The 21,240-nt window shown below is 33.7% G+C and carries 19 protein-coding genes and 1 tRNA gene; 5 read left to right on the top strand and 15 right to left on the bottom strand.

All coding sequences use genetic code 11. The features are described 5' to 3' along the window. Window positions 1–72: 72 nt before the first annotated feature. Both gap and KA873_RS11375 read right to left on the bottom strand, forming a co-directional pair. The gene (gap, locus tag KA873_RS11380; protein WP_019469448.1) at window positions 73–1,080 is read right to left on the bottom strand and encodes a type I glyceraldehyde-3-phosphate dehydrogenase; all 1,008 of its coding nucleotides are present in this window, start codon (window positions 1,078–1,080) and stop codon (window positions 73–75) included. 39 nt (window positions 1,081–1,119) lie between these two features. Beyond that, a complete protein-coding gene (locus KA873_RS11375; protein ID WP_107383690.1) occupies window positions 1,120–2,148 on the bottom strand; it encodes a sugar-binding transcriptional regulator in 1,029 nt (342 codons plus the stop codon). Between the two features lie 352 nt (window positions 2,149–2,500). Between KA873_RS11375 and KA873_RS11370 the strand changes: the two genes are divergently transcribed. Then, a complete protein-coding gene (locus KA873_RS11370) occupies window positions 2,501–2,728 on the top strand; it encodes a hypothetical protein (RefSeq protein WP_107504637.1) in 228 nt (75 codons plus the stop codon). 146 nt (window positions 2,729–2,874) lie between these two features. Here KA873_RS11370 and KA873_RS11365 read toward each other — a convergent pair whose 3' ends face one another. Continuing rightward, the gene (locus KA873_RS11365; RefSeq protein ID WP_210140406.1) at window positions 2,875–3,522 is read right to left on the bottom strand and encodes a DUF4887 domain-containing protein; all 648 of its coding nucleotides are present in this window, start codon (window positions 3,520–3,522) and stop codon (window positions 2,875–2,877) included. A 283-nt stretch (window positions 3,523–3,805) separates the two neighbouring features. Here KA873_RS11365 and KA873_RS11360 point away from each other — a divergent pair, with 283 nt between their 5' ends. The 3 genes from KA873_RS11360 to KA873_RS11350 all read left to right on the top strand — a co-directional run bounded on the left by KA873_RS11360 (window position 3,806) and on the right by KA873_RS11350 (window position 5,462). Continuing rightward, the gene (locus KA873_RS11360) at window positions 3,806–3,994 is read left to right on the top strand and encodes a hypothetical protein (protein WP_107386154.1); all 189 of its coding nucleotides are present in this window, start codon (window positions 3,806–3,808) and stop codon (window positions 3,992–3,994) included. A 365-nt stretch (window positions 3,995–4,359) separates the two neighbouring features. Beyond that, window positions 4,360–5,256, top strand: a complete 897-nt coding sequence (locus tag KA873_RS11355) for a TIGR01777 family oxidoreductase (RefSeq protein ID WP_107386155.1) — start codon at window positions 4,360–4,362, stop codon at window positions 5,254–5,256. A gap of 17 nt (window positions 5,257–5,273) precedes the next feature. Next, complete coding sequence (locus KA873_RS11350; RefSeq protein WP_107386156.1) at window positions 5,274–5,462, top strand: hypothetical protein; 189 nt, start codon at window positions 5,274–5,276, stop codon at window positions 5,460–5,462. A gap of 142 nt (window positions 5,463–5,604) precedes the next feature. Here KA873_RS11350 and clpP read toward each other — a convergent pair whose 3' ends face one another. Further along, on the bottom strand, window positions 5,605–6,189 hold the full coding sequence (clpP, locus tag KA873_RS11345; protein ID WP_107383684.1) for an ATP-dependent Clp endopeptidase proteolytic subunit ClpP: 585 nt from the start codon (window positions 6,187–6,189) through the stop codon (window positions 5,605–5,607). A gap of 150 nt (window positions 6,190–6,339) precedes the next feature. On the opposite strand from clpP, the gene KA873_RS11340 reads away from it, so the two are divergent. Then, window positions 6,340–6,411, top strand: a tRNA-Arg gene (locus KA873_RS11340). 265 nt (window positions 6,412–6,676) lie between these two features. Here the strand turns inward: KA873_RS11340 and KA873_RS11335 are convergent. The 11 genes from KA873_RS11335 to uvrB all read right to left on the bottom strand — a co-directional run bounded on the left by KA873_RS11335 (window position 6,677) and on the right by uvrB (window position 21,168). Then, window positions 6,677–7,522 (bottom strand): YitT family protein, encoded by an 846-nt coding sequence (locus KA873_RS11335; protein WP_107383683.1) that lies wholly within the window; start codon window positions 7,520–7,522, stop codon window positions 6,677–6,679. Between the two features lie 341 nt (window positions 7,523–7,863). Continuing rightward, window positions 7,864–8,808, bottom strand: coding sequence for a DNA-binding protein WhiA (whiA, locus tag KA873_RS11330; protein WP_107383682.1), 945 nt, complete (start codon window positions 8,806–8,808; stop codon window positions 7,864–7,866). Window positions 8,809–8,860: 52 nt separating this feature from the next. Beyond that, window positions 8,861–9,847 carry a gluconeogenesis factor YvcK family protein gene (locus tag KA873_RS11325; RefSeq protein WP_107383681.1) on the bottom strand — a complete coding sequence of 329 codons (987 nt, stop codon included), beginning with the start codon at window positions 9,845–9,847 and terminating at the stop codon, window positions 8,861–8,863. Continuing rightward, the gene (gene rapZ / locus KA873_RS11320) at window positions 9,834–10,760 is read right to left on the bottom strand and encodes an RNase adapter RapZ (protein ID WP_107383680.1); all 927 of its coding nucleotides are present in this window, start codon (window positions 10,758–10,760) and stop codon (window positions 9,834–9,836) included. Before rapZ ends, KA873_RS11325 begins: the two co-directional genes overlap by 14 nt. A 498-nt stretch (window positions 10,761–11,258) precedes the next feature. Then, on the bottom strand, window positions 11,259–12,203 hold the full coding sequence (gene trxB / locus KA873_RS11315) for a thioredoxin-disulfide reductase (protein WP_107383679.1): 945 nt from the start codon (window positions 12,201–12,203) through the stop codon (window positions 11,259–11,261). Window positions 12,204–12,268: 65 nt separating this feature from the next. After that, entirely contained in the window at window positions 12,269–13,717 is a 1,449-nt protein-coding gene (locus KA873_RS11310) for a tetratricopeptide repeat protein (protein WP_107383678.1), read from the bottom strand. Window positions 13,718–13,740: 23 nt separating this feature from the next. Then, entirely contained in the window at window positions 13,741–14,217 is a 477-nt protein-coding gene (locus KA873_RS11305; RefSeq protein WP_107383677.1) for an acyltransferase, read from the bottom strand. A gap of 9 nt (window positions 14,218–14,226) precedes the next feature. Then, window positions 14,227–15,063, bottom strand: a complete 837-nt coding sequence (lgt, locus tag KA873_RS11300; RefSeq protein WP_107504633.1) for a prolipoprotein diacylglyceryl transferase — start codon at window positions 15,061–15,063, stop codon at window positions 14,227–14,229. Beyond that, on the bottom strand, window positions 15,060–15,998 hold the full coding sequence (gene hprK / locus KA873_RS11295) for an HPr(Ser) kinase/phosphatase (RefSeq protein WP_107383675.1): 939 nt from the start codon (window positions 15,996–15,998) through the stop codon (window positions 15,060–15,062). Before hprK ends, lgt begins: the two co-directional genes overlap by 4 nt. Before the next feature lie 341 nt (window positions 15,999–16,339). After that, window positions 16,340–19,177 carry an excinuclease ABC subunit UvrA gene (uvrA, locus tag KA873_RS11290; protein ID WP_107383674.1) on the bottom strand — a complete coding sequence of 946 codons (2,838 nt, stop codon included), beginning with the start codon at window positions 19,175–19,177 and terminating at the stop codon, window positions 16,340–16,342. A 5-nt stretch (window positions 19,178–19,182) separates the two neighbouring features. Next, window positions 19,183–21,168, bottom strand: coding sequence for an excinuclease ABC subunit UvrB (gene uvrB / locus KA873_RS11285; RefSeq protein WP_181187461.1), 1,986 nt, complete (start codon window positions 21,166–21,168; stop codon window positions 19,183–19,185). Window positions 21,169–21,240: the final 72 nt, after the last annotated feature.

Here is a 21,240-nt window from a genome sequence, read left to right as displayed (position 1 = left end):
TCCCCGCTTACTCCTAAGCTTATTGATTCAATTTCACAACGCTATACTTGTTAAACTAAAGTGAACATCAAATTATTTAGCATGACTTGCTAAATATTCTAATGTACGTACTAATTGTGAAGTGTATGACATTTCGTTATCATACCAAGCTGCTACTTTAACTAATTGACGATCTCCAACAGTCATAACACGTGTTTGAGTTGCATCAAATAATGAACCGTAAGTCATTCCGATTACGTCAGAAGAAACGATTTCATCTTCAGTATAACCGAATGATTCGTTAGATGCATTTTTCATTGCGTTATTTACGTCTTCGATACTTACATTTTTATCTAATACTACTGTTAATTCAGTTAATGAACCAGTTGCAACTGGTACACGTTGTGCTCCACCGTCTAATTTACCATCAATTTCAGGAATTACTAGGCCGATAGCTTTAGCAGCACCTGTTGAGTTAGGGATAATGTTTTCAGCAGCTGCACGAGCACGACGTTTGTCACCTTTTCTGTGAGGCGCATCTTGTGTGCTTTGGTCACCAGTGTATGCATGGATTGTAGTCATGAAACCTTCGATTAAACCGAATTCATCATTTAAAACTTTAGCAACTGGTGCTAATGAGTTAGTAGTACATGAAGCACCTGAAACAACATCTTCTGAACCATCTAAAGTATCGTGGTTAGTGTTGTATACGATTGTTTTCAAATCACCTTTAGCTGGTGCTGAAATTAATACTTTTTTAGCGCCTGCATTGATGTGTGCTTCTGCTTTTTCTTTATCTGTGAATAAACCAGTACATTCTAATACTACATCGATATCTAAGTCTCCCCAAGGTAATTTACTTGGATCTGGCTCAGAAAATGATTTAACTTCTAGTCCGTTAACGCGGAAACCATTCTCTTCAACTTCAACTTCTCCTGTGAAGCGACCTTGTGTAGTGTCATATTTTAATAAATGAGCTAACATTTCGTCATCTGTTAAGTCGTTTACTGCTACTACATCGATTCCTTCTACATCTTGAATTCTTCTAAATGCTAAACGACCAATTCTACCAAAACCATTAATTGCTACTTTAACTGCCATTATAATGGCCTCCTTTAAAATGATATTTAAAAAGTGGAATCACTTTTTATTACTATTATTTGCGATAATACTTGCCGCGCCTTCATCTGTGATTAACACAGTGTTTTTAGGTGCTATCGAAAGATAGGCTTTAATTGCCTCTCCTTTTGATTTACCCCCAGCAACGGCAAAGATAAACTTTTTCGATACAAGATCTTCTAATTGAAGTCCAATCGTTTTTACTTTGTGAACGATTTGTCCTTGTTCATCGAAATAATATCCAAATGCTTCTCCCGAGGCATTGTGATGTTGAAGTTTTTCAATAACTTCACTAGGTGATTGACGTCTTCGCGCCATCTTCAGCGCATCACCAATGCCGTGGATTGTAATATTCGCTTCTCTAATTTTCTCTAAGGTGTGTATCACTGACGGTTCTAACATAAGTGTGTTATAGGTTGTTTCACTGACATTATCTGGCACATAAAGCGTTGTATAATCTCCATCTGTTTGCTGTGCCATACTGGCAGCAATCGTATTGGCTTGATATACAACATTTTCACCAAGTCCACCTCGAGCGGGTACAAAAAATACGTCGTAAGGTTGGCGATGCATAGATTCGCTTACGTATGCCATCGTTGAGCCACCTGTAACTGCTACAGTTGCGTGATCATATAAAACATCTTCAACTAGCTGTCCCGCTTGTTTAGATAACTCAATTTTAACCGTTTTATCAGTGTCTGAATCACCAGGAATGACATAAACATCTTTAATGCCATATTTTTCTTTGATAATTTGAGCAAGGTGATGATCATCCGAGTAAACGTTAAAATAACTGTTTAATTGGCGTACTGTCGTTTCACCAGCTTCAGTGATTTCCATGCCTGTAGGTTTAACTTTGATAAGCGCTTGTTTCTTTAAAACATCTGTTTCAGAACGCAATACTCTTTCAGTTAAATCCATATATTCACTTAAACTACGTCTACCGACGGGTTGATACTGAGCGATAGTAGTGAGTATTGAAAAACGACGATACATCTTTTCAACAATTTCTGGAACTAACTTTTGTTGAATTTTTATCAAGTCTTTCACTACTATCCTCCTCCGTTTCTATATACAAGGGTCAAGTTCTAACCATAGATTGACTTTTTTCGTCCCTGCTGGGACAAAAAAATATAACCTCTTATATTTGCAATAATACTACTATACATTTAAAAAAGCAAGAGAAATACTTTTGTCTTAAATAAAGTAAATTCTAAACTTCTATAATTCTTTCTTCTATAGAATAACTATACCCGATTCCATATTTCACTAATCATTTACCATTAATTTTTTTGATGATATGTTTTAAAATTATTTCATCAACATGCGTTTCATTGAATCAATCACTATTTATGCTTAAAATAAATATAAATTTAAATAGTATTTATCAGGAGGAATATACATGTCTAACAATAAACACCCAGAAGTGATAGACCCAGAAGACAAGAGATATAAAGATGACGATTACTTTAAAGAAACAAAAGAAAGTTCTCAAAAAAACCCATATCAATCCTTTAATTACAACAAACACATTGGCTGTCATTTAGGACCTTTTGGTTGTTTAGGTGGCTGCTTTTCCATCATACTGCTATTGTCATTCATTTCATATTTAGTAAGCCTGCTATTTTAAGCTTTCTTTTTCTTTGTCTTATATGATTCGTATTATAAATAATATACGATATTTCATTTCAGTGCTTAAGTTACATTAATTATTACAAAAAACACGCACTGTCATATGACAGCACGTGTTCTAAGAATGTATTTTTCTAATTCCATTTAATCTTCATCAGAGGATTGCGAACTTTCTTCTGAATTTGAATTATTGTTTTGTGTTGAACGTTGTTGGGTATTTTGTTGCGTACTTCGTTGTTGTGTAGAAGGTTCTTCGGTCTTCTCTTCTGTCGAAGGCTCAGATGTGCGCTCTTCAGTTGATGGTTCGCTTGTATTTTCTTCAGTTGTTTCTTCTTCTGTGGATGGTTCATCAGTCTTCTCTTCTGTCGAGCGTTCTTCAGTAGTACGTTCTTCTTTTGTTTTTTCAGGTGAATCTTTTTCTTCCGTAGTTCTTCGTTCTTGTGTTCTAGGCTGCTGTGTTTGTTGGGTCTGTTGCGTTTGTTGGGTTTGTTGGGTTTGAGGAACTTGTTGAGTTTGCTGTGTCTGTTGTGTTTGTTGGGTTTCTTCAGTTGACTTTTCTTTTTTCTTGTCTTTTTGTTCCTTTGTTTTTTCTTTCTTTTTGTCTTTTTCTTCTTGTTTTTGGTCTGCCAAACGTTCATTGGCTTTATTTGAATGATCTACGAATGCAAAAATTGCAAAAACTAATCCACCTATAAGTAGTAGGACAATCAATCCACTGATAAGTTTTGCGAAACCACTCATTTTTTTATTATCTTTATCATCAAAATTATTATTTTGATTATGCTTAGGCATATGCTCCCCTCACTTCAATTTATATCAAATCATCATTTTCAAATGGCATTTAACTTCATGTTAGAACTATATTTTACACTATTTCATTGATTAAACAACCATATTAACCACATTTTAATGTAGTTGTTACTTTGTGGTCCAAACTATAGTAAAATAATCATATACAACACTTTTATTTTTAACTTCAACTTAAATAGTAATCTAATTTCAAATGTTGTTTCAACACTTTCACTTAAATTATTCTACTATTGTCAGTAATATCATAACAGGATGTGACTAGATTTTGAAAAACTACGACTTATTTAACGAAACAGATCAATCACAACAAAAACCTAAAGGTTTACGACATATGATGACCGAAAATGACAATGATGAATTAAAAGTTCCAATCAAAACACGCTATAAACTTTTTATACTCGTTCTTTTTTTACTTTTACTCGCTTTTGGCATTATTGCCTTATTTATTTTATAATATGTAGTACTTCAAATTCCCTTTTTAAAACGACATCAAAATTATTTCTTATTATTCAATAATATATATTATAAGGTATAAAAATTAGACCTACACGAAAATCGTATAGGCCTCTACTAAAGGGAGTCAAAATTTTACCTTCGCTAGTATATTATGGGGTATACTCGAAATAATTAAGAGATGATTAATTAATATCGAAGGTACCTTTATTATAACGACATATGATTTTATTTTAAATACATCTTAGATGTAGTAAATGACATATTTTTGAACAAAATTCGAATAAATTTTGTCATACTAAATCATGAGATTTTTTACTTTAAAAGCCTGCACGCTTCAATACTACAATTCTATGAGGTGATACTATGAAACACTATCTAATTACGGGCGGTACTGGTCTAGTAGGTACTCAGCTAATCGAGGCAATTCAACAAAGTGATTCGAAAATCACGATATTAACAAGACAAAGACACGCTACATCACATCCTAAAATCACATATGTTAATTGGACAGAACCAAATTGGGAAAGCCAAATTCCAGATATTGATATCGTCATCAATTTGGCCGGTGCTAGCTTAAATAACCGCTGGACTTCCACACACAAACAAAATATAATGCTAAGTCGATTACAATCTACACAGGCATTATACGACCTTTTCAAAAACAGAAAGCAAAAACCTTCTGTATTCTTTAACGCCAGCGCAGTCGGTTATTATAAACCCGATTTAACACGTACATATACTGAGTTGTATCAAACATTACCATTTGATTTTTTATCTGAAGTAGTTTATCAGTGGGAACGTCTAGCACGTCAATTTGAATCCTTTGGAACACGTGTAATTATAGGTAGATTTGGAATGGTATTATCAAATAAAGGCGGTGCATTACCATTAATGAAATTACCTTATGAGTTAAATGTCGGCGGTAAAATTGGTAGTGGTAGACAATGGTATTCTTGGATTCATATTGAAGATCTAACAAGAGCGATACTCTATACCATCAATAATGATAAAGCGCGAGGTGTATTTAATTTCACATCACCTATCGCAGAACATCAAAATATGTTTGGTTATACCATTGCAAGAGAAGTACATCGTCCACATTATACGTGGGTGCCATCATTTGCGCTCAGACTTATCTTAGGAGAAATGTCTACAGTTGTACTTGATACTCAAAAAGTTTTACCTAATAAATTGCAAGCACTAGATTTCAAATTTAAATATCCTAACCTAAAACTTGCATTAGAAAATTTAGTTCAATAAGAAAGGTACCATTAAAAATGAAACAAGATAGTTTTAGCCATATCTTATTATTCATTGCAGGCTTGCTCCTCATTACCAATGGTATTTTAGCATTTGAAAAACCTGCAATAATGATCTTTATTTCTATAACTTTGTTAATCATTGGTTTGTTAACTTTAATCGTTTCCATCTTATTATTTTATAAAAAAACAAAATCTATTAAATAAACACAACTCATAATTTCAATATATTCAAAAAAACAAGTCACGCATGCCAACCATTTCCTTATGCATCATACATTTGGAAATAGTCATACATTGTCGTGACTTGTTTTATAATCTGTTTATCATAATTTACTTATGCGAAATATTATGATTCTGGCACCATAACTTCGTCGATTAATCCGTATTCTTTAGCTTCTTCTGCTGATAAGAAGTTATCACGGTCAGTATCTTTTTCAATTTGTTCAATTGATTGACCAGTACGTTCAGCTAAAATTTTGTTTAATTTAGCACGTGTTTTTAGAATATGGTTAGCGGCAATTTCAATTTCAGTTGCTTGACCTTGTGCACCGCCTAATGGTTGGTGAATCATTACTTCAGCATTAGGTAATGCAAAACGTTTACCTTTTGCACCTGCTGAAAGTAAGAATGACCCCATTGATGCTGCCATACCGATACAAATTGTTTGTACATCTGGTTTAATGTGTTGGATTGTATCATAAATAGCAAATCCAGCAGTTACACTACCACCTGGTGAGTTAATGTAAAGATAGATATCTTTTTCAGCATCTTGTGCTTGTAAGAATAATAATTGTGATACGATAGAGTTTGCTACGTTATCATCAATTTGTGAACCTAACATAATAATACGGTCTTTTAATAAACGTGAGTAAATATCATAAGCACGTTCCCCACGGTTTGTAGTTTCAATTACTGTAGGTATTAAATTCATTAATATTGCCTCCTTATTTCTAACTGATAAATTTATTTTAACCTAAAAGTCAAATATGGTCAAAAAATAACGCTTAGAATTTCCTTAAACTGTATAAATTATTGTTGACCAACACTTATAAGATTTGTACACTAATATTATTGTTATTTACCCCTCGTAGTGTAATGGATAACACATAAGATTCCGGTTCTTAGGATAGGGGTTCGATTCCCTTCGAGGGGATAATTTGAATGTTCTTCGTTATAAGACATTGCATTAAATAGTGATTTATCGGGCTTTCATTGACTTTTGTTTTCAGTCGTTGAAAGTCCTTTTTATATTTCTATACCTAGCAAAATATAAAAACAACTATCCAGAGGATTTAAAAACAAAGCTCTGTCATTTATAACGTTTAAATGGCTTAACTATTGCGATTTAAGCGTTTAAAGTTTCTTGAAAATTATTTTATAGTTCTTTTAAAACATTTAACCGCTTAAATATATCTCCATTATTTCACATTGATAAACGTGCTGCCTAAAACATCTCTCACATCGTGAATAACTAAAAAGGCATTTTCATCTACTTCATTGACTAATTTTTTAACTCTTGTCACCTGAGACTGAGGTACAACAACATATAACATTGTCGTTTCAGTTTTAGCATACCCGCCTTTTCCGTTTAATAATGTCGAGCCCCGACCGGTAAAGGAATTAATTTTGTCACTGATAATTTCATTCTTAGTAGAAATGACCGTAACACCTTTTTTAGGATTAAAGCCTTCAATGATAAATGAAGTCGCTCTTTCTGTAATGAATAACATGATAATCGTAAATAACACATTTTTTAATGGTAACACCATTAAGAAAGATAAGACGACAATACCATCTAAAATAAAAATACCTTGTGATGTTTTCATTTCTGAATACTTACTTATGATTTTAGCAATTACAGATGTACCTCCAAGTGTACTCCCTGTAGAGATTACTAGTCCAGCACCGATGCCTATAATTGCACCACCAAATACAGAATTAATAACAAAATCATCTATGCCTAAATTAATATTTTCAGTTACTCTTAAAAAGAATGAGAGTGCCGTGTTTGAGATGACAGTATAAACAGCGATTGTTTTGCTTAAATACTTCCAACCGATAAAAACAACGATTGTATTAATAATTAAAGAAGACCAAGCTGGAGAAAATCCTAAAGTATACTTCAAGGCTAGTGCGATACCCACTGTACCACCATCACCTAAATTCGATCCTAGTAAAAAGCAATTTACACCTATAGCGTTGATAAACGTTCCAATTAAACACAAGATGATACTTTTATAATGATTTTTTATTAATGCTGACATTTATTCACTCCCATTCTGTTCGATTTAATCTAAATTATCATCACGTCATATGTTATATGCATTCAATCCATGCCTAAATAATTGACTTAGCTATTTTTGAACTTAAATTTCAATAACAACACATTTAAGTGACAAAACTTAATTTAGAATTAATAAGGCATCGTAAGATCCTCAGAAAATACAATCTTATTAAAAAAGACACCTCTAATGAGGCGTCATCTATAAATCTAATTAGAATATTATAATATCAAAACGTAGTTTTTTTCAATAACATTTTAATATATTTTTAAATTTAGTCTTATCATTTGTAATAAATGCCATATTCTTTTAAGAAAAACTAATTAAAGTTCGATTGTTTCACCGCTTCGGATTTTGTCAGCCATTTGGTTTAATTTTCTTAAACGATGATTGACACCAGATTTTGAAATTGTACCTGAAGACATCATTTCGCCTAATTCTTTTAAGGAAATATCTTGATGTTCTATTCGTAATTTCGCTATTTCACGTAAGCGATCAGGTAAGTTATCTAACCCAATTTCTTGGTCTATTAATTGAATGCTTTCAACCTGCTTCATCGCTGCACTAACGGTTTTGTTTAAATTAGCTGTTTCACAATTAACTAATCTATTTACAGAATTTCTCATGTCTCTGACAATACGCACATCTTCAAATTTAAGCAACGCTTGATAACCACCGATTAAACTCAAGAAATCAGAAATTTTTTCAGCTTCTTTTAAATAAGCGATGCTTCCTTTTTTACGTTCTAGATGTTTCGCATTGAGTTCATATTCATTCATTAAATTCGTAATGCCTTCTGAATGATCTTCATACAATGAAAATATTTCTAAATGATAGGAAGATGTTTCAGGATTATTCACTGATCCACCTGCTAGAAAAGCACCACGTAAATAACTTCTTTTCATTTCATCTTCATGAATCATCGTTTCATCTATTTCATGCGTAAAAACACCATTTTTCAAAATACCTAATTCATCTAAAATTTCTTTGGCACGCGCTTTAATTCTACAAATATAAATATTGTTCTTTTTTAATTTCATTTTTTTCCTTACAAGTAGCTCTACTTCAACATTAAACACTTTTTTTATTAGGGAATATATACGTCTTGCTGTCGTAGCATTTTCAGTTTGAACATTTATCACAAATTGTTGATTGGAAAGACTGAGTGCACCATTCATTCGTATGAGTGCACTGAGCTCTGCTTTTGCATTTGTTTCATCTACTTCTATTCTAGTAAGTTCATTTTTCATTTCTGATGCAAAGCTCATACATCTTCAGTCCCTTCTTATCTAAGTTTAATACTTAGTTTGTTTTACGATTTTATTTATCTCGGTTAAATTCAATCGTTTCTGTTTCTCTCATAGCAATCTCGTAAATCATTTTAGACAAGACCTCTGTATTATGTCTAACATAATTCTCTTGTGATACTTCTACCAGATTTTCGTGTGTAAAAACTTTTATCTTTTCTGCTTCCATATCTTTCATGTTGCATTTAACTGGATCTGCGCCATCTTCTTTATAACGACGTAAAACATCGCCGTTAAACGTCTGAGTACTACATATAGCATAGTTTATACAATGACGTCCCATGTGATTATGTATTGCATCAACATGATCTAAAGCAGTGTAATGATTAGTCTCACCAGGTTGTGTCATAACATTTGATACATATAACTTTGGCGCATCGCATTTTAATAATGAATCCGCAATACCTTTAACGCATAGATTAGAAATTACACTTGTATATAGCGAACCTGGTCCTAAAACGATTAAGTCAGCATCTTCTATCGCTTCAACAGCTTCTTCCATGGGTTCTACATTTTCTGGTTCTAAAAATACACGTTCTATCTTTTTATTTTTTTTAGGAATTTTTGATTCGCCATAAACAATTTCACCGTCTTCCATCACTGCATTTAAGCGTACACTGGAATTTGTAGATGGTATCACTCGACCTCTTATATTTAAAATTTTACTTAATTCTTTTACCGCATGTCCAAAATCATCATTCATATTCGTTAATGCAGCTATTAACAAGTTGCCTAAAGAATGACCTTCAACTTGATTTTCTTTAAAACGATATTGGAACAATCTTTCAATTGTTGATTCTGAATCGCTGAGTGCTGAAATTACATTTCGTATGTCACCAGGTGCAGGAATATCCATTTCATTTCTGATTTTCCCAGTACTACCTCCATCATCAGCAACTGTGACAATGGTCGTAATATCTATCGGAAAGTCTTTTAAACCACGTGCTAAAACAGATAAACCTGTACCACCACCAATTAGTACAAGTTTAATTCTTTTCATTTTTTTGCTTCACGCCACTTTCAATTTGAGCATCTCTATGATGCACATATACATTATAGTCAAAATTTTCGTTAAGCTCTGCACCAATGCGTTTAGCTAGAGCTACAGAACGATGTTGGCCTCCGGTACAACCAATAGCAATCACAAGTTGTGATTTACCTTCTTTTTTATATCCTGGAATCATAAATTTTAATAAATCCATCAATTTCTCATAAAAAATATTTGTTGTTTTCCATTTCATAACGTAATTATATACTGCTTCATCTTCTCCAGTTAAAGGTCTTAGTTCATCCACATAATGCGGGTTCGGTAAAAATCTCACATCAAACACTAAATCCGCATCCATCTGAATCCCATGTTTAAAACCAAAACTGGTTACATTAATATTGAATGTTTGATAATTACTTTGATTAAAGTAATCTCCGATTCGCTTACGAAGCTCTTTGGGTTTCATAAATGATGTATCAATCGTGTAGTTTGCTAAACTTTGAATCTCAGCGAGTAGACTGCGTTCTTCTTCAATCGCTTCAATTAACGAGCGTTGTCCTTGTTCATTTAATGGATGTGCACGTCGCGTCTCCTTATAACGTGAGATCAACTTTTCGTTGGATGCTTCTAAGAACATCATATCAACGATAATATCTGAGTTACTTTTGATTTGGTCGATTTCTTTAATCAATGATTTGAAAAGTTCTTTCCCTCTTAAATCAATGGCAATGGCTACCTTTTGCAACGAAGGATTTCCTTGACCCATTAATTCTACAAATTTCGGCAACAGTATTGGAGGTAAATTATCTACACAAAAATAACCGATATCTTCTAAACTTTGTATTACAACCGACTTACCTGCGCCAGACAAACCCGTCACAACTAATAATTCACTTTTAGTCACTTCTTTTTCTTCTCGTTGCATTACTTTACACCATCCAAAGATTATTTTTAGACATTCCATTTATTGTTCTGGAATTTTATTATCAATACAAGCAATCATTTTAACTTAGTCAGTTTATGACCACTATGCTATCACATTATATTTTACATGAAAAACGACTTTGGTAGTAGTTTTATCACTTAATTGACCCTAAGTACTATCGTAGACTGACTTAAATGAAATAAATTTGTGTCCACAAATGCAATTGAGTCTTTTTCATTTTTTCAATTAACATAATTTATAATAAATTAGCTTCTGTGTGATCTATTTATTATATAGCTCCTGAAATACACATATATAGTAGGTTGATACCTCACACAAGTGATTCATTGAGCTAACACTGCACACTTACATTTAAAGTACAATTATGTAAAAAAGCTAGAATGTTAAACCTACATGATTAATGTAAGGTTGATACATTCTAGCCTGTCTGAATCTCGTTATTATTCAATTAAATTCTATAAATAATATATTTTAATCTTATGCTTCTATGGTATCTTTTAATTCTTCAATATAAGAAATTGCACTTTGTGCTGCGATACTGCCGTCACCTGTTGCAGTTACGATTTGGCGTAGGCCTTTTGCACGTACGTCGCCAGCAGCATAAACACCTGGGATTTTCGTACTCATATCTTCATTAGTGACAATATAGCCTACTTCATTTGTAATGCCTAAATTTTCAAATGGTGCTGTTAATGGTTTCATACCAATGTATACGAAAACACCGTCAGCATCGAAAGTTTGTTCAGCACCATCTTTTGTGGATTCTAAAGTAACTGAACCAACTTTACCGTCTTTTTCGTTGATTGTTTTAAGTGTATGACTCCAAATAAAGTCGATTTTATCATTTTTAAATGCACGATCTTGTAAGATTTTTTGCGCACGTAGTTCATCTCTACGGTGAACGATTGTTACACTGTCAGCGAATTTTGTAAGGAATGTACCTTCCTCAACTGCAGAATCTCCACCACCGATAACAAATAATTTTTTGTTTTTGAAGAATGCACCATCACATACTGCGCAATAACTCACACCGCGGCCACCTAATTCTTGTTCACCGGGCACACCAATTTTTTTATATTCAGCACCAGTAGATATAATCACAGCTCGCGCAGTAATCTCACTGTTGCCAAGATTTATAACTTTATATTGACCTTTGTCTTCAATTGATTTGATATCACCATATTGATATTTTGCGCCAAACTTTTTAGCGTGTTCAAACATTTTAGTTGATAAATCTGGCCCAGTAATCATTTCAAAACCTGGGAAGTTTTCAACCTCTTCTGTATTTGCCATTTGTCCACCTGGCATACCACGTTCAATCATTACAGTACTTAAGTTTGCACGTGATGCATACACGGCAGCAGTCATACCAGCTGGCCCTGCACCTACAATCGCAACATCAAAATCCACTTGTTCAGCCATTTAAATTGCCTCCTGTTTATAAATTCATTATACGCATTATATATGATTTCTTGCATTTCATAAAATTATATGCTTACTAAATAGTCTATTGTTTTATTTAAACGATAAGCCGTTATATCAAACCATTCTAATACTTGTTGTTTGGTAATCTTAGTGTCCATACTCCGATAATACATATAAACAAAAGCAGCCACATAATCATCTACATTAGTTAAATCTGCTTGTTCTGCTATAATCGCCTCTGCTTTATCAATCCATACAATAAATAATTCTGAGTTATTTTTCAAATATTCAATATTATACAACATTAACATGCCTCTATGAATAAAATCTAACTTATTTAACTGTAAACCTTGAATGAGATAAGTTAAATATAATTTTTCATAATCATTCATATCTTCTAAAACAGCCCATATGTCTTGTGTCAATAAGACTTCTCGACCTTTTAATTGATTTAATAAGAAAATCCCGTATAACCTACGATGACTATCATCACTCAATAATAGTGGCAATACTTGTTGGTTGAAATACGCCTTACTTTGCTCAATTACCCAAGGCGCATAACCTACATCAACCTTAGATATTTCTTGTAACTTAGACCAAAAATATTTGCTATCTTCGATATGATTGAGATGATAATTGTTGTGGCTCAATGCATTATACATTTGTATAGAGAGAAATTTCCCTTTTCTATAAAGTGGTTGCAGCAATTTTTGTGAAGCTTCATATTGCTTTAAATAACAAAGTACAATACCTAGCTTGAACGATTCATCATCATTCATAGGTACGACTTTACTTAAAATATTCAAATAACGTTGATACTTTTCTTTTTCATTGGTGTTATATAACAATAAAGTGTAATGACAAAGTGCATGTACATCAGTATTGTCCTCATTAAGCAAACGTTCAAACATTACTTTAGCAGTATCATATTCATTGAGGTATAGATAACACATGGCTAATAAATTTCTAACTACTCGATGATCTTGAATCGCTTCATTTTGATTTAAAACAAAGTTTCTTGCCTCGGGCAGTCTGCCTTGTGAAAATAAATATTGAAAAATGAGCTGAACCGCAAATAATTGGCACTCAACTTCAATCTTTTCTTCAGAGTTATAAGTAACCTCAAACATTTCTTCTAATTCTTCTTGGTAGTCGTCATCATCTGCTAAAATGACATAATTCATTCCGAATAAAAAGGCTTTGTTTGCTTCATTGAGCGTAATATTTAATTGGCTGAGTTGATAGTAACTATCCACTACCGATTCTTGTTTAGCAATCATTTCATAAAAAATATGTTCTGCTCTATTGTTATAACCAAGATGTGCTAGACATTCTGATAATTTTACTTTAATTTCAAAAACATCAAATTCTTGGGGTGACATTTCAAGCACTTTTTCATAGTATTCTACTGCCTTTTTATAATCTTGCTGTTGATATTTTTGATCAGCTAATTTTTTATAAAAAGGACTATCAAGTTTCATTGAAATAATTTTATTGCTGTTTTGCGCCATCCATGTTCACCTCCTGTATTTAGTCATTGCTTCAGTTGCATTGGATTTCCATATGCTAACGTGTGGTTCGGGATGTCCTTAGATACAACAGTACCTGCGCCAACCTTCACATAATCTCCTATTTTTACTCCAGGCAAAATTGTTACATTAGCTCCGATTAACGTGTGATTTCCAATATAAACATGCCCTGTTCGAAATTCACCTACTAAAAACTCATGCGTTAAAATAGTTGTGTTATAACCTATGACACAGTTTTCACCAACCGTTATATACTCAGGATGTAATAAATCAGGTACAACTTTAAATGCAAATGCTGTATGTGCACCTATATTCATTTTTAATAAATTGCGATACATCCAATGTTTTAATTTCACATTAGGTAAGTAGCGGCAAACTTCTATAATCACTGTTTGTTTAAACATTTTGACACGGCTTATGTAGCGATACATATGCCACAACGGATTTTTACCATTAACTTTTAGCTTTTTTAAGTCACGCATTATATTCTATCACTTCACCTTTTGCTTTGACCATGTTAAAGGGCCAACATCTTTATATCTTGGTGCATTATATCTCACTCTTCTAATTATCATAAGGACAATGCCCGCAACAATAAGTAAGACAGACATGAGTTGCGCAACACGTATATCACTCGTGAGCATCAAACTATCTGTACGCAAACCTTCTACAAAGAATCTACCTATAGAATACCAGATAAGATATAGTGCAAAAGTATCACCTATACGTAAATGCTTTCTCAATGTAATTAATATAACAAATCCTAGAATATCCCATATAGATTCGTATAAAAACGTTGGGTGATAATATTGACCATCAATGTACATATTGTTAATAATAAAGTCCGGTATATGCATATTTTCTAAAAATGATTTAGATACAGGACCACCATGGGCTTCATGATTCATAAAGTTACCCCATCTGCCAATACCTTGTCCTAAAATCAAACTCGGTGCAATCACATCACCAATTTGAAATGGATTGATATTTTTTTGTCTGCATACAATGATACCTGTGATAAAACCGCCAATCAGACCACCATGAATCGCGATTCCTCCATACCAAATCATAGGTATTTCTATAGGATGTTGTGCATAATAAGGCCATTGGAAAATAACAAAATAAATTCTAGCTACGATAAAACCAAAAATTGCACTCCAAAAGATGATATCAATCAATATATCTTTATCAAAACCTATGCGTTTAACACTTTCCTGAGCGATAAAATAACCTAATAGTATACCCGCGGCGATGATAATGCCATACCAATGAACCGATATTGGACCAAGCTCAAATGCAATTGGATCAATGTAATTCAATATCATCATTTATTCTCCTTATTGTTGCTACCATTACGCATAATTTCAGCATTTAAGCGATCATTGAATTCTTCTGCAGTGTTAATCCCCATAATATTAAGTCTATAGTTCATCGCTGCAACTTCAATGATAACTGCTACGTTACGACCTGGTCTAACTGGTATTGTCTTTTTAGTAATCTCAGTGTCTAAAATGCGCAATGTTTCTTCATTCAAACCAACGCGATCATACAATTTATCTTTATGCCAATTTTCTAAATGAATATTTAAACGTAAACGCTTTTCGGTCAAAATGGAACCTGCACCAAAGAGTGTCATTACATTTATAATACCTAAACCTCTAATTTCTAATAAATGTTCTATTAATTTAGGGGGTCTACCAATCAGTTCATCTTTACTAATTTCTCTAATCTCTACATTGTCATCCGCGACAAGTCTGTGACCACGTTTAATTAGTTCAAGTGCCGTTTCACTTTTACCGATACCTGAGTCCCCTGTTATAAGTACACCAACACCATACACATCTACTAGAACACCATGCAACGAAGTTGTTCGTGCAAGTTCATGTTCTAAGAAAGTCGTTAAACGACTCATTAATTGTGTTGTTGCAATTGTTGACGTGATAAGTGGTGTATCAAATTCTTTCGCTGATGCTACAAGCTCTTCTGGTGGCTCTAAATCTCTTGTCACAATAATTGCTGGTGTTTCTGGTCGACATAATTTTTTCATGCGTCCTTTGCGCTCTTCATCCGGTAGTAGATTATAAAATGATAATTCTGTTGTTCCTAACAATTGAATGCGGTCAGAGGCATAGTGCGAAAAATATCCAGCCATTTCTAATCCTGGTCTTGATATATCTGTATTTTTTATTTGTTTATTTAAGCCTGACTCCCCAGCTATAAGCTCAAGGTTAAAGCGTTCAATTAAACTCTTTGTTGTTAACATAGGTTCACCTCTATTAATATTTCTCCTGAAATTTCATATGTCATTATCATATCAAAAAGGACTGATAATCTATATAAAAAAGTACAGAAGTCTAAAATAAATCCTATCGTTTTTATCATACCCTATATTATTTTTGAATAAAATTACTAAAAATGGTTCAGTAATCTCATTTATTTTAAATGATTACGTCGTTACAATCCAGCAAGGTTGGATAAGCTTGAATGGAATAAAATGTTAGATATCGAAAAAACTACTCCATACATTCCAGACACATGAAAATGTCTTCTTGTATGGAGTAGCTAATATTTTATATATTTTTACAGAGGTTGATCAATAAACTATTATGCTTGAACTGTATCTCTTTCTAATACTGGTTTTAAATATTGTCCAGTGTAGCTTCCTTTCACTTTTGCAATATCCTCTGGTGTACCTGTCGCAACGATGGTACCACCACCGTCACCGCCTTCTGGACCTAAATCAATAATATAATCAGCCATTTTAATAACGTCTAAATTGTGTTCAATGATGACAACTGTGTCACCGTTATCAACCAATTTATTTAACACTTTTAATAATCGGCTAATATCATCAACATGCAAACCAGTTGTTGGCTCATCTAATATATATATTGAACGGCCAGTAGAGCGTTTATGCAATTCTGAAGCAAGTTTAACACGTTGTGCTTCACCACCAGATAATGTCGTAGCCGGTTGTCCTAAAGTAACATAACCTAAACCAACATCTACTAAAGTTTTCAATTTTCGATGTATTTTAGGGACATTTTCAAAAAAGTTTGTTGCTTCTTCGGCAGTCATAGCCAAGACGTCCGCAATGTTTTTACCTTTGTATGTTACTTCTAGTGTTTCACGGTTATATCTCGAGCCGCCACAAACTTCACAAGGTACATAGACATCCGGTAAAAAGTGCATTTCTATTTTAATGATACCGTCACCTTTACATGCTTCACAGCGACCACCTTTAACATTAAAACTAAAGCGACCTTTAGAATAACCTCTGACTTTTGCTTCGTTTGTTTGAGCAAAGATATCTCGTATGTTATCAAAAACACCCGTATACGTTGCCGGATTAGAACGTGGTGTCCTACCAATTGGCGATTGATCAATATCGATAATACGATCAAGTTGATCTATACCGTTAATTTCATCATAATCACCTGGTTTAACTTTAGATTTATTTATCTTTTTAGCTAATGATTTATAAAGTACTTCATTGACTAATGTACTCTTACCGGAACCAGACACACCCGTAACAACGTTCATCGTTGAAAGTGGAAAGTCTACATTAACATCTTTCAAATTATTACTGCGTGCGCCTTTGACACTAATCTTTCTATCCGTAACTTCACGACGTGATTCTGGCACCTGAATTTTCTTCTTACCACTCAAATATTGACCAGTTAAAGACTTTGTATTTGCCATAACTTGTTTTGGCGTACCACTAGCAACAATTTCACCGCCGTGGTCACCAGCACCTGGTCCTACATCTACTAAATAATCTGCAGCACGCATCGTATCATCGTCATGTTCAACAACGATTAAAGTGTTACCTAAATCTCGCATTTCTTTTAATGTGCTAATTAACCGATCATTATCACGCTGATGTAATCCTATAGAAGGCTCATCTAAAACATATAATACACCAGATAGTCTTGAACCAATCTGAGTTGCTAAACGTATACGTTGCGCCTCACCACCTGACAAAGAACCAGAAGCACGATTTAGTGTTAAATACTCTAATCCTACATTATATAAAAATTCTAATCTAGAATTAATCTCTTTTAAAATTTGATTAGCAATTTTTCTGTCTTGCTCTGATAATGTGATATGTTCATAGTTATACAGTGCATCTTTAATAGAGTGTTCTACCACTTCACCGATATTTTTCCCGTCCACATACACAGACAAAGCTTCGCGACTTAAACGTTTGCCATGACATGTTTCACAAGTAAGTTCTGTCATGTATTTACTCATCATTTCTCTTACGAGTTCTGACGGTGAATCATGATAACGTCTATTGATATTATTTATAACACCTTCAAACGCCATCGTACGTTTTCTTGTTTGGCCGTTGCGCTGTTTGAATGTAAATTCAATTTCTTTATCTTTGGAACCATAAAGAATAATATCTTTTTGGCGTTCTGTTAATTTTTTGAATGGTTTATCCATATTTATTTTATATACTTCACAGACACGATTTAATAATGTTGGATAAAAGTCTGAACTTGAAGATTCCCAAGCAACAATTGCACCTTCATTCAATGATTTCTCCTTATCAGGAACAACTAAGTCTAAATCTACCATTAGTTTTTGTCCTAAACCATCACAAGTTGGACAAGCTCCAAATGGGCTGTTAAAACTAAACATGCGTGGTTCTAATTCTCCGATTGAAAATCCACAAATAGGACAAGCATGATTTTCAGAAAATTTTAGTTCATCGTCACCAATGATATCTACGATTAAATTACCTTCAGCTAATTGTAACGCCGTTTCTATAGAATCGGCTAGACGTGTTTCAATACCTTCTTTGATTACAAGGCGGTCTACAACAACTTCTATCGTGTGGTTCTTATTTTTATCTAAATTTGGCACTTCATTTACATCCGTAATTTCGCCATCAACGCGCACACGTACGTATCCTTTTTTACTAATGTCATCAATTAACTTTTCATGCGCGCCTTTTCTATGATTAACAACAGGTGCCAATAATTGAATCTTACTGCGTTCTTCAAGTTGTAAAACTTGATCGACCATTTGTTGTACAGTTTGAGATTCAATTTCTATACCATGATTTGGGCAATATGGCTTTCCAATACGTGCATATAATAGACGAATATAATCATATATTTCAGTAACAGTGGCAACCGTAGATCTTGGATTTTTACTCGTTGTTTTTTGGTCTATTGAAATCGCAGGAGACAAACCTTCAATAGTATCAACATCTGGCTTATCCATTTGTCCTAAAAACTGTCTTGCATAAGCACTTAATGATTCTACATATCTACGTTGCCCTTCTGCATAAATCGTATCAAAAGCTAATGAAGATTTGCCTGAGCCAGATAACCCCGTCATTACTATAAGTTCATTTTTAGGTATTTCAATATCAACATCTTTTAAATTGTGGGCACGTGCCCCTTTAACTACAATGGATGGTTGCTTCATTTTCGTCACCCTTCTGCTTTTAATTCAAACAACATATCTCTGAGTTCAGTTGCTTTTTCAAAGTCTAAATCTTTAGCTGCTTGTTTCATTTCTTTTTCTATATTACTAATGGTTTTTTCACGCTCTTTTTTCGTCATTTTTTTAGGTACTTCCGTACGTTGCGCTTCGTTTGTTTCATCTGTTTCAACAGTAGCACTGATAACATCATGAATTTTTTTATTAATTGTGGTAGGCGTAATATTATATTTTTCATTATATGCTTGTTGAATCGATCTACGACGCTCTGTTTCATCTAGTGCGTAACGCATTGAATCTGTAATTTTATCTCCATACATAATAACTTCACCGCCACTATTACGCGCTGCACGACCTACTGTTTGGACAAGTGATCTTTGCGAGCGTAAGAAGCCTTCTTTATCTGCATCTAATATGACAACAAGAGATACTTCTGGTATATCAATACCCTCTCTTAACAAGTTAATACCAACAATCACATCATAGGTACCCACACGTAAATCTCGAATAATTTCAATACGTTCTAAAGTTTTAATTTCTGAATGTAAATAATTCACATTAATGCCTGCTTCTTTCAAATACGTGGTCAAGTCTTCACTCATCTTTTTAGTCAATGTTGTTACTAATACACGTTCATTTCGATTAATACGTTCTTGTATTTCACTAAGCAAGTCATCAATTTGATTTTCTGTCGGTCTAACTTCTATCTTAGGATCTAATAATCCTGTTGGGCGAATAATTTGTTCCACCATTTCATCTGTATGTTCTAATTCATAAGGTCCTGGTGTTGCAGACACATATACAAGTTGTTTCGTTTTTTCTTCAAATTCTTCAAATTTTAACGGTCTATTGTCTAAAGCACTTGGTAACCTAAAACCATGATCAACAAGTACTTGCTTACGCGCACGGTCGCCGTTATACATACCTCTGACTTGTGGTAATGTCACATGTGACTCATCAATCATCACAAGCCAATCATCTCCAAAATAGTCGAGCAATGTATAAGGTGTTGAACCCATAGGTCTTAGTGTCAAATGTACAGAATAGTTTTCGATACCTGAACAAAATCCCATCTCTCTCATCATTTCCAAATCATAATTTGTTCTTTGTTCTAGGCGTTGAGCTTCAAGCAATTTATTCTCGGAACGCAACTCTGACAAACGTTCTTCAAGTTCATTTTCAATACGTTGGATGGCAGATTTCATTTTTTCTTCTCGGGTAACGAAGTGGGAAGCTGGGAAAATTGCAAAGTGATCGCGCTCTCTCAACACTTCTCCAGTTAAATAATTAACTTCACGTATTCTATCAATTTCATCCCCGAAAAATTCAACACGAATGCACATTTCTTCACGAGAAGCTGGGAAGATTTCTACAACATCGCCTCTAACACGAAATGTACCACGTCTAAAATCAATATCATTTCTTGTGTATTGCACATCTACTAATTTTTTAAGTAACTCGCTTCTGTCCATTTCCATACCTACGCGGACACTGACAACTAAGTCACGATATTCTTCTGGATTACCTAAACCATAGATACAGCTCACACTAGCAATGATAATGACGTCATCTCGTTCAAATAATGCGCTTGTCGCAGAGTGACGTAATTGGTCAATTTCGTCATTAATTGACGCATCTTTTTCAATAAATGTGTCAGTTGATGGTACATAGGCCTCTGGTTGATAATAATCGTAGTAACTGACGAAGTACTCGACTCTATTCTCAGGAAAGAATTCTTTAAATTCACTATATAATTGACCCGCTAACGTTTTATTATGGGCGATAATTAAAGTTGGCTTACCAACTTGTTGAATCACATTACTCATTGTAAATGTCTTCCCAGTACCCGTAGCTCCTAGTAATGTCTGATGTCTCTTCCCTGCATTCACACCATCTACAATTTGTCGAATCGCTTCTGGTTGGTCCCCTTTAGGATCAAAATCCGATTGTAATTTAAATGGGTAGTGTTCCATAATGACACATGCCTCCTATTATATTTCTATCTGCTCGAACGTAATTTAAATATCTCATTTAACACGCGACTTATT

Source organism: Staphylococcus sp. GDY8P45P, assembly GCF_017892745.1.
GTDB lineage: Bacteria > Bacillota > Bacilli > Staphylococcales > Staphylococcaceae > Staphylococcus > Staphylococcus cohnii.
This window is presented reverse-complemented; position numbering and strand designations above follow the sequence as displayed.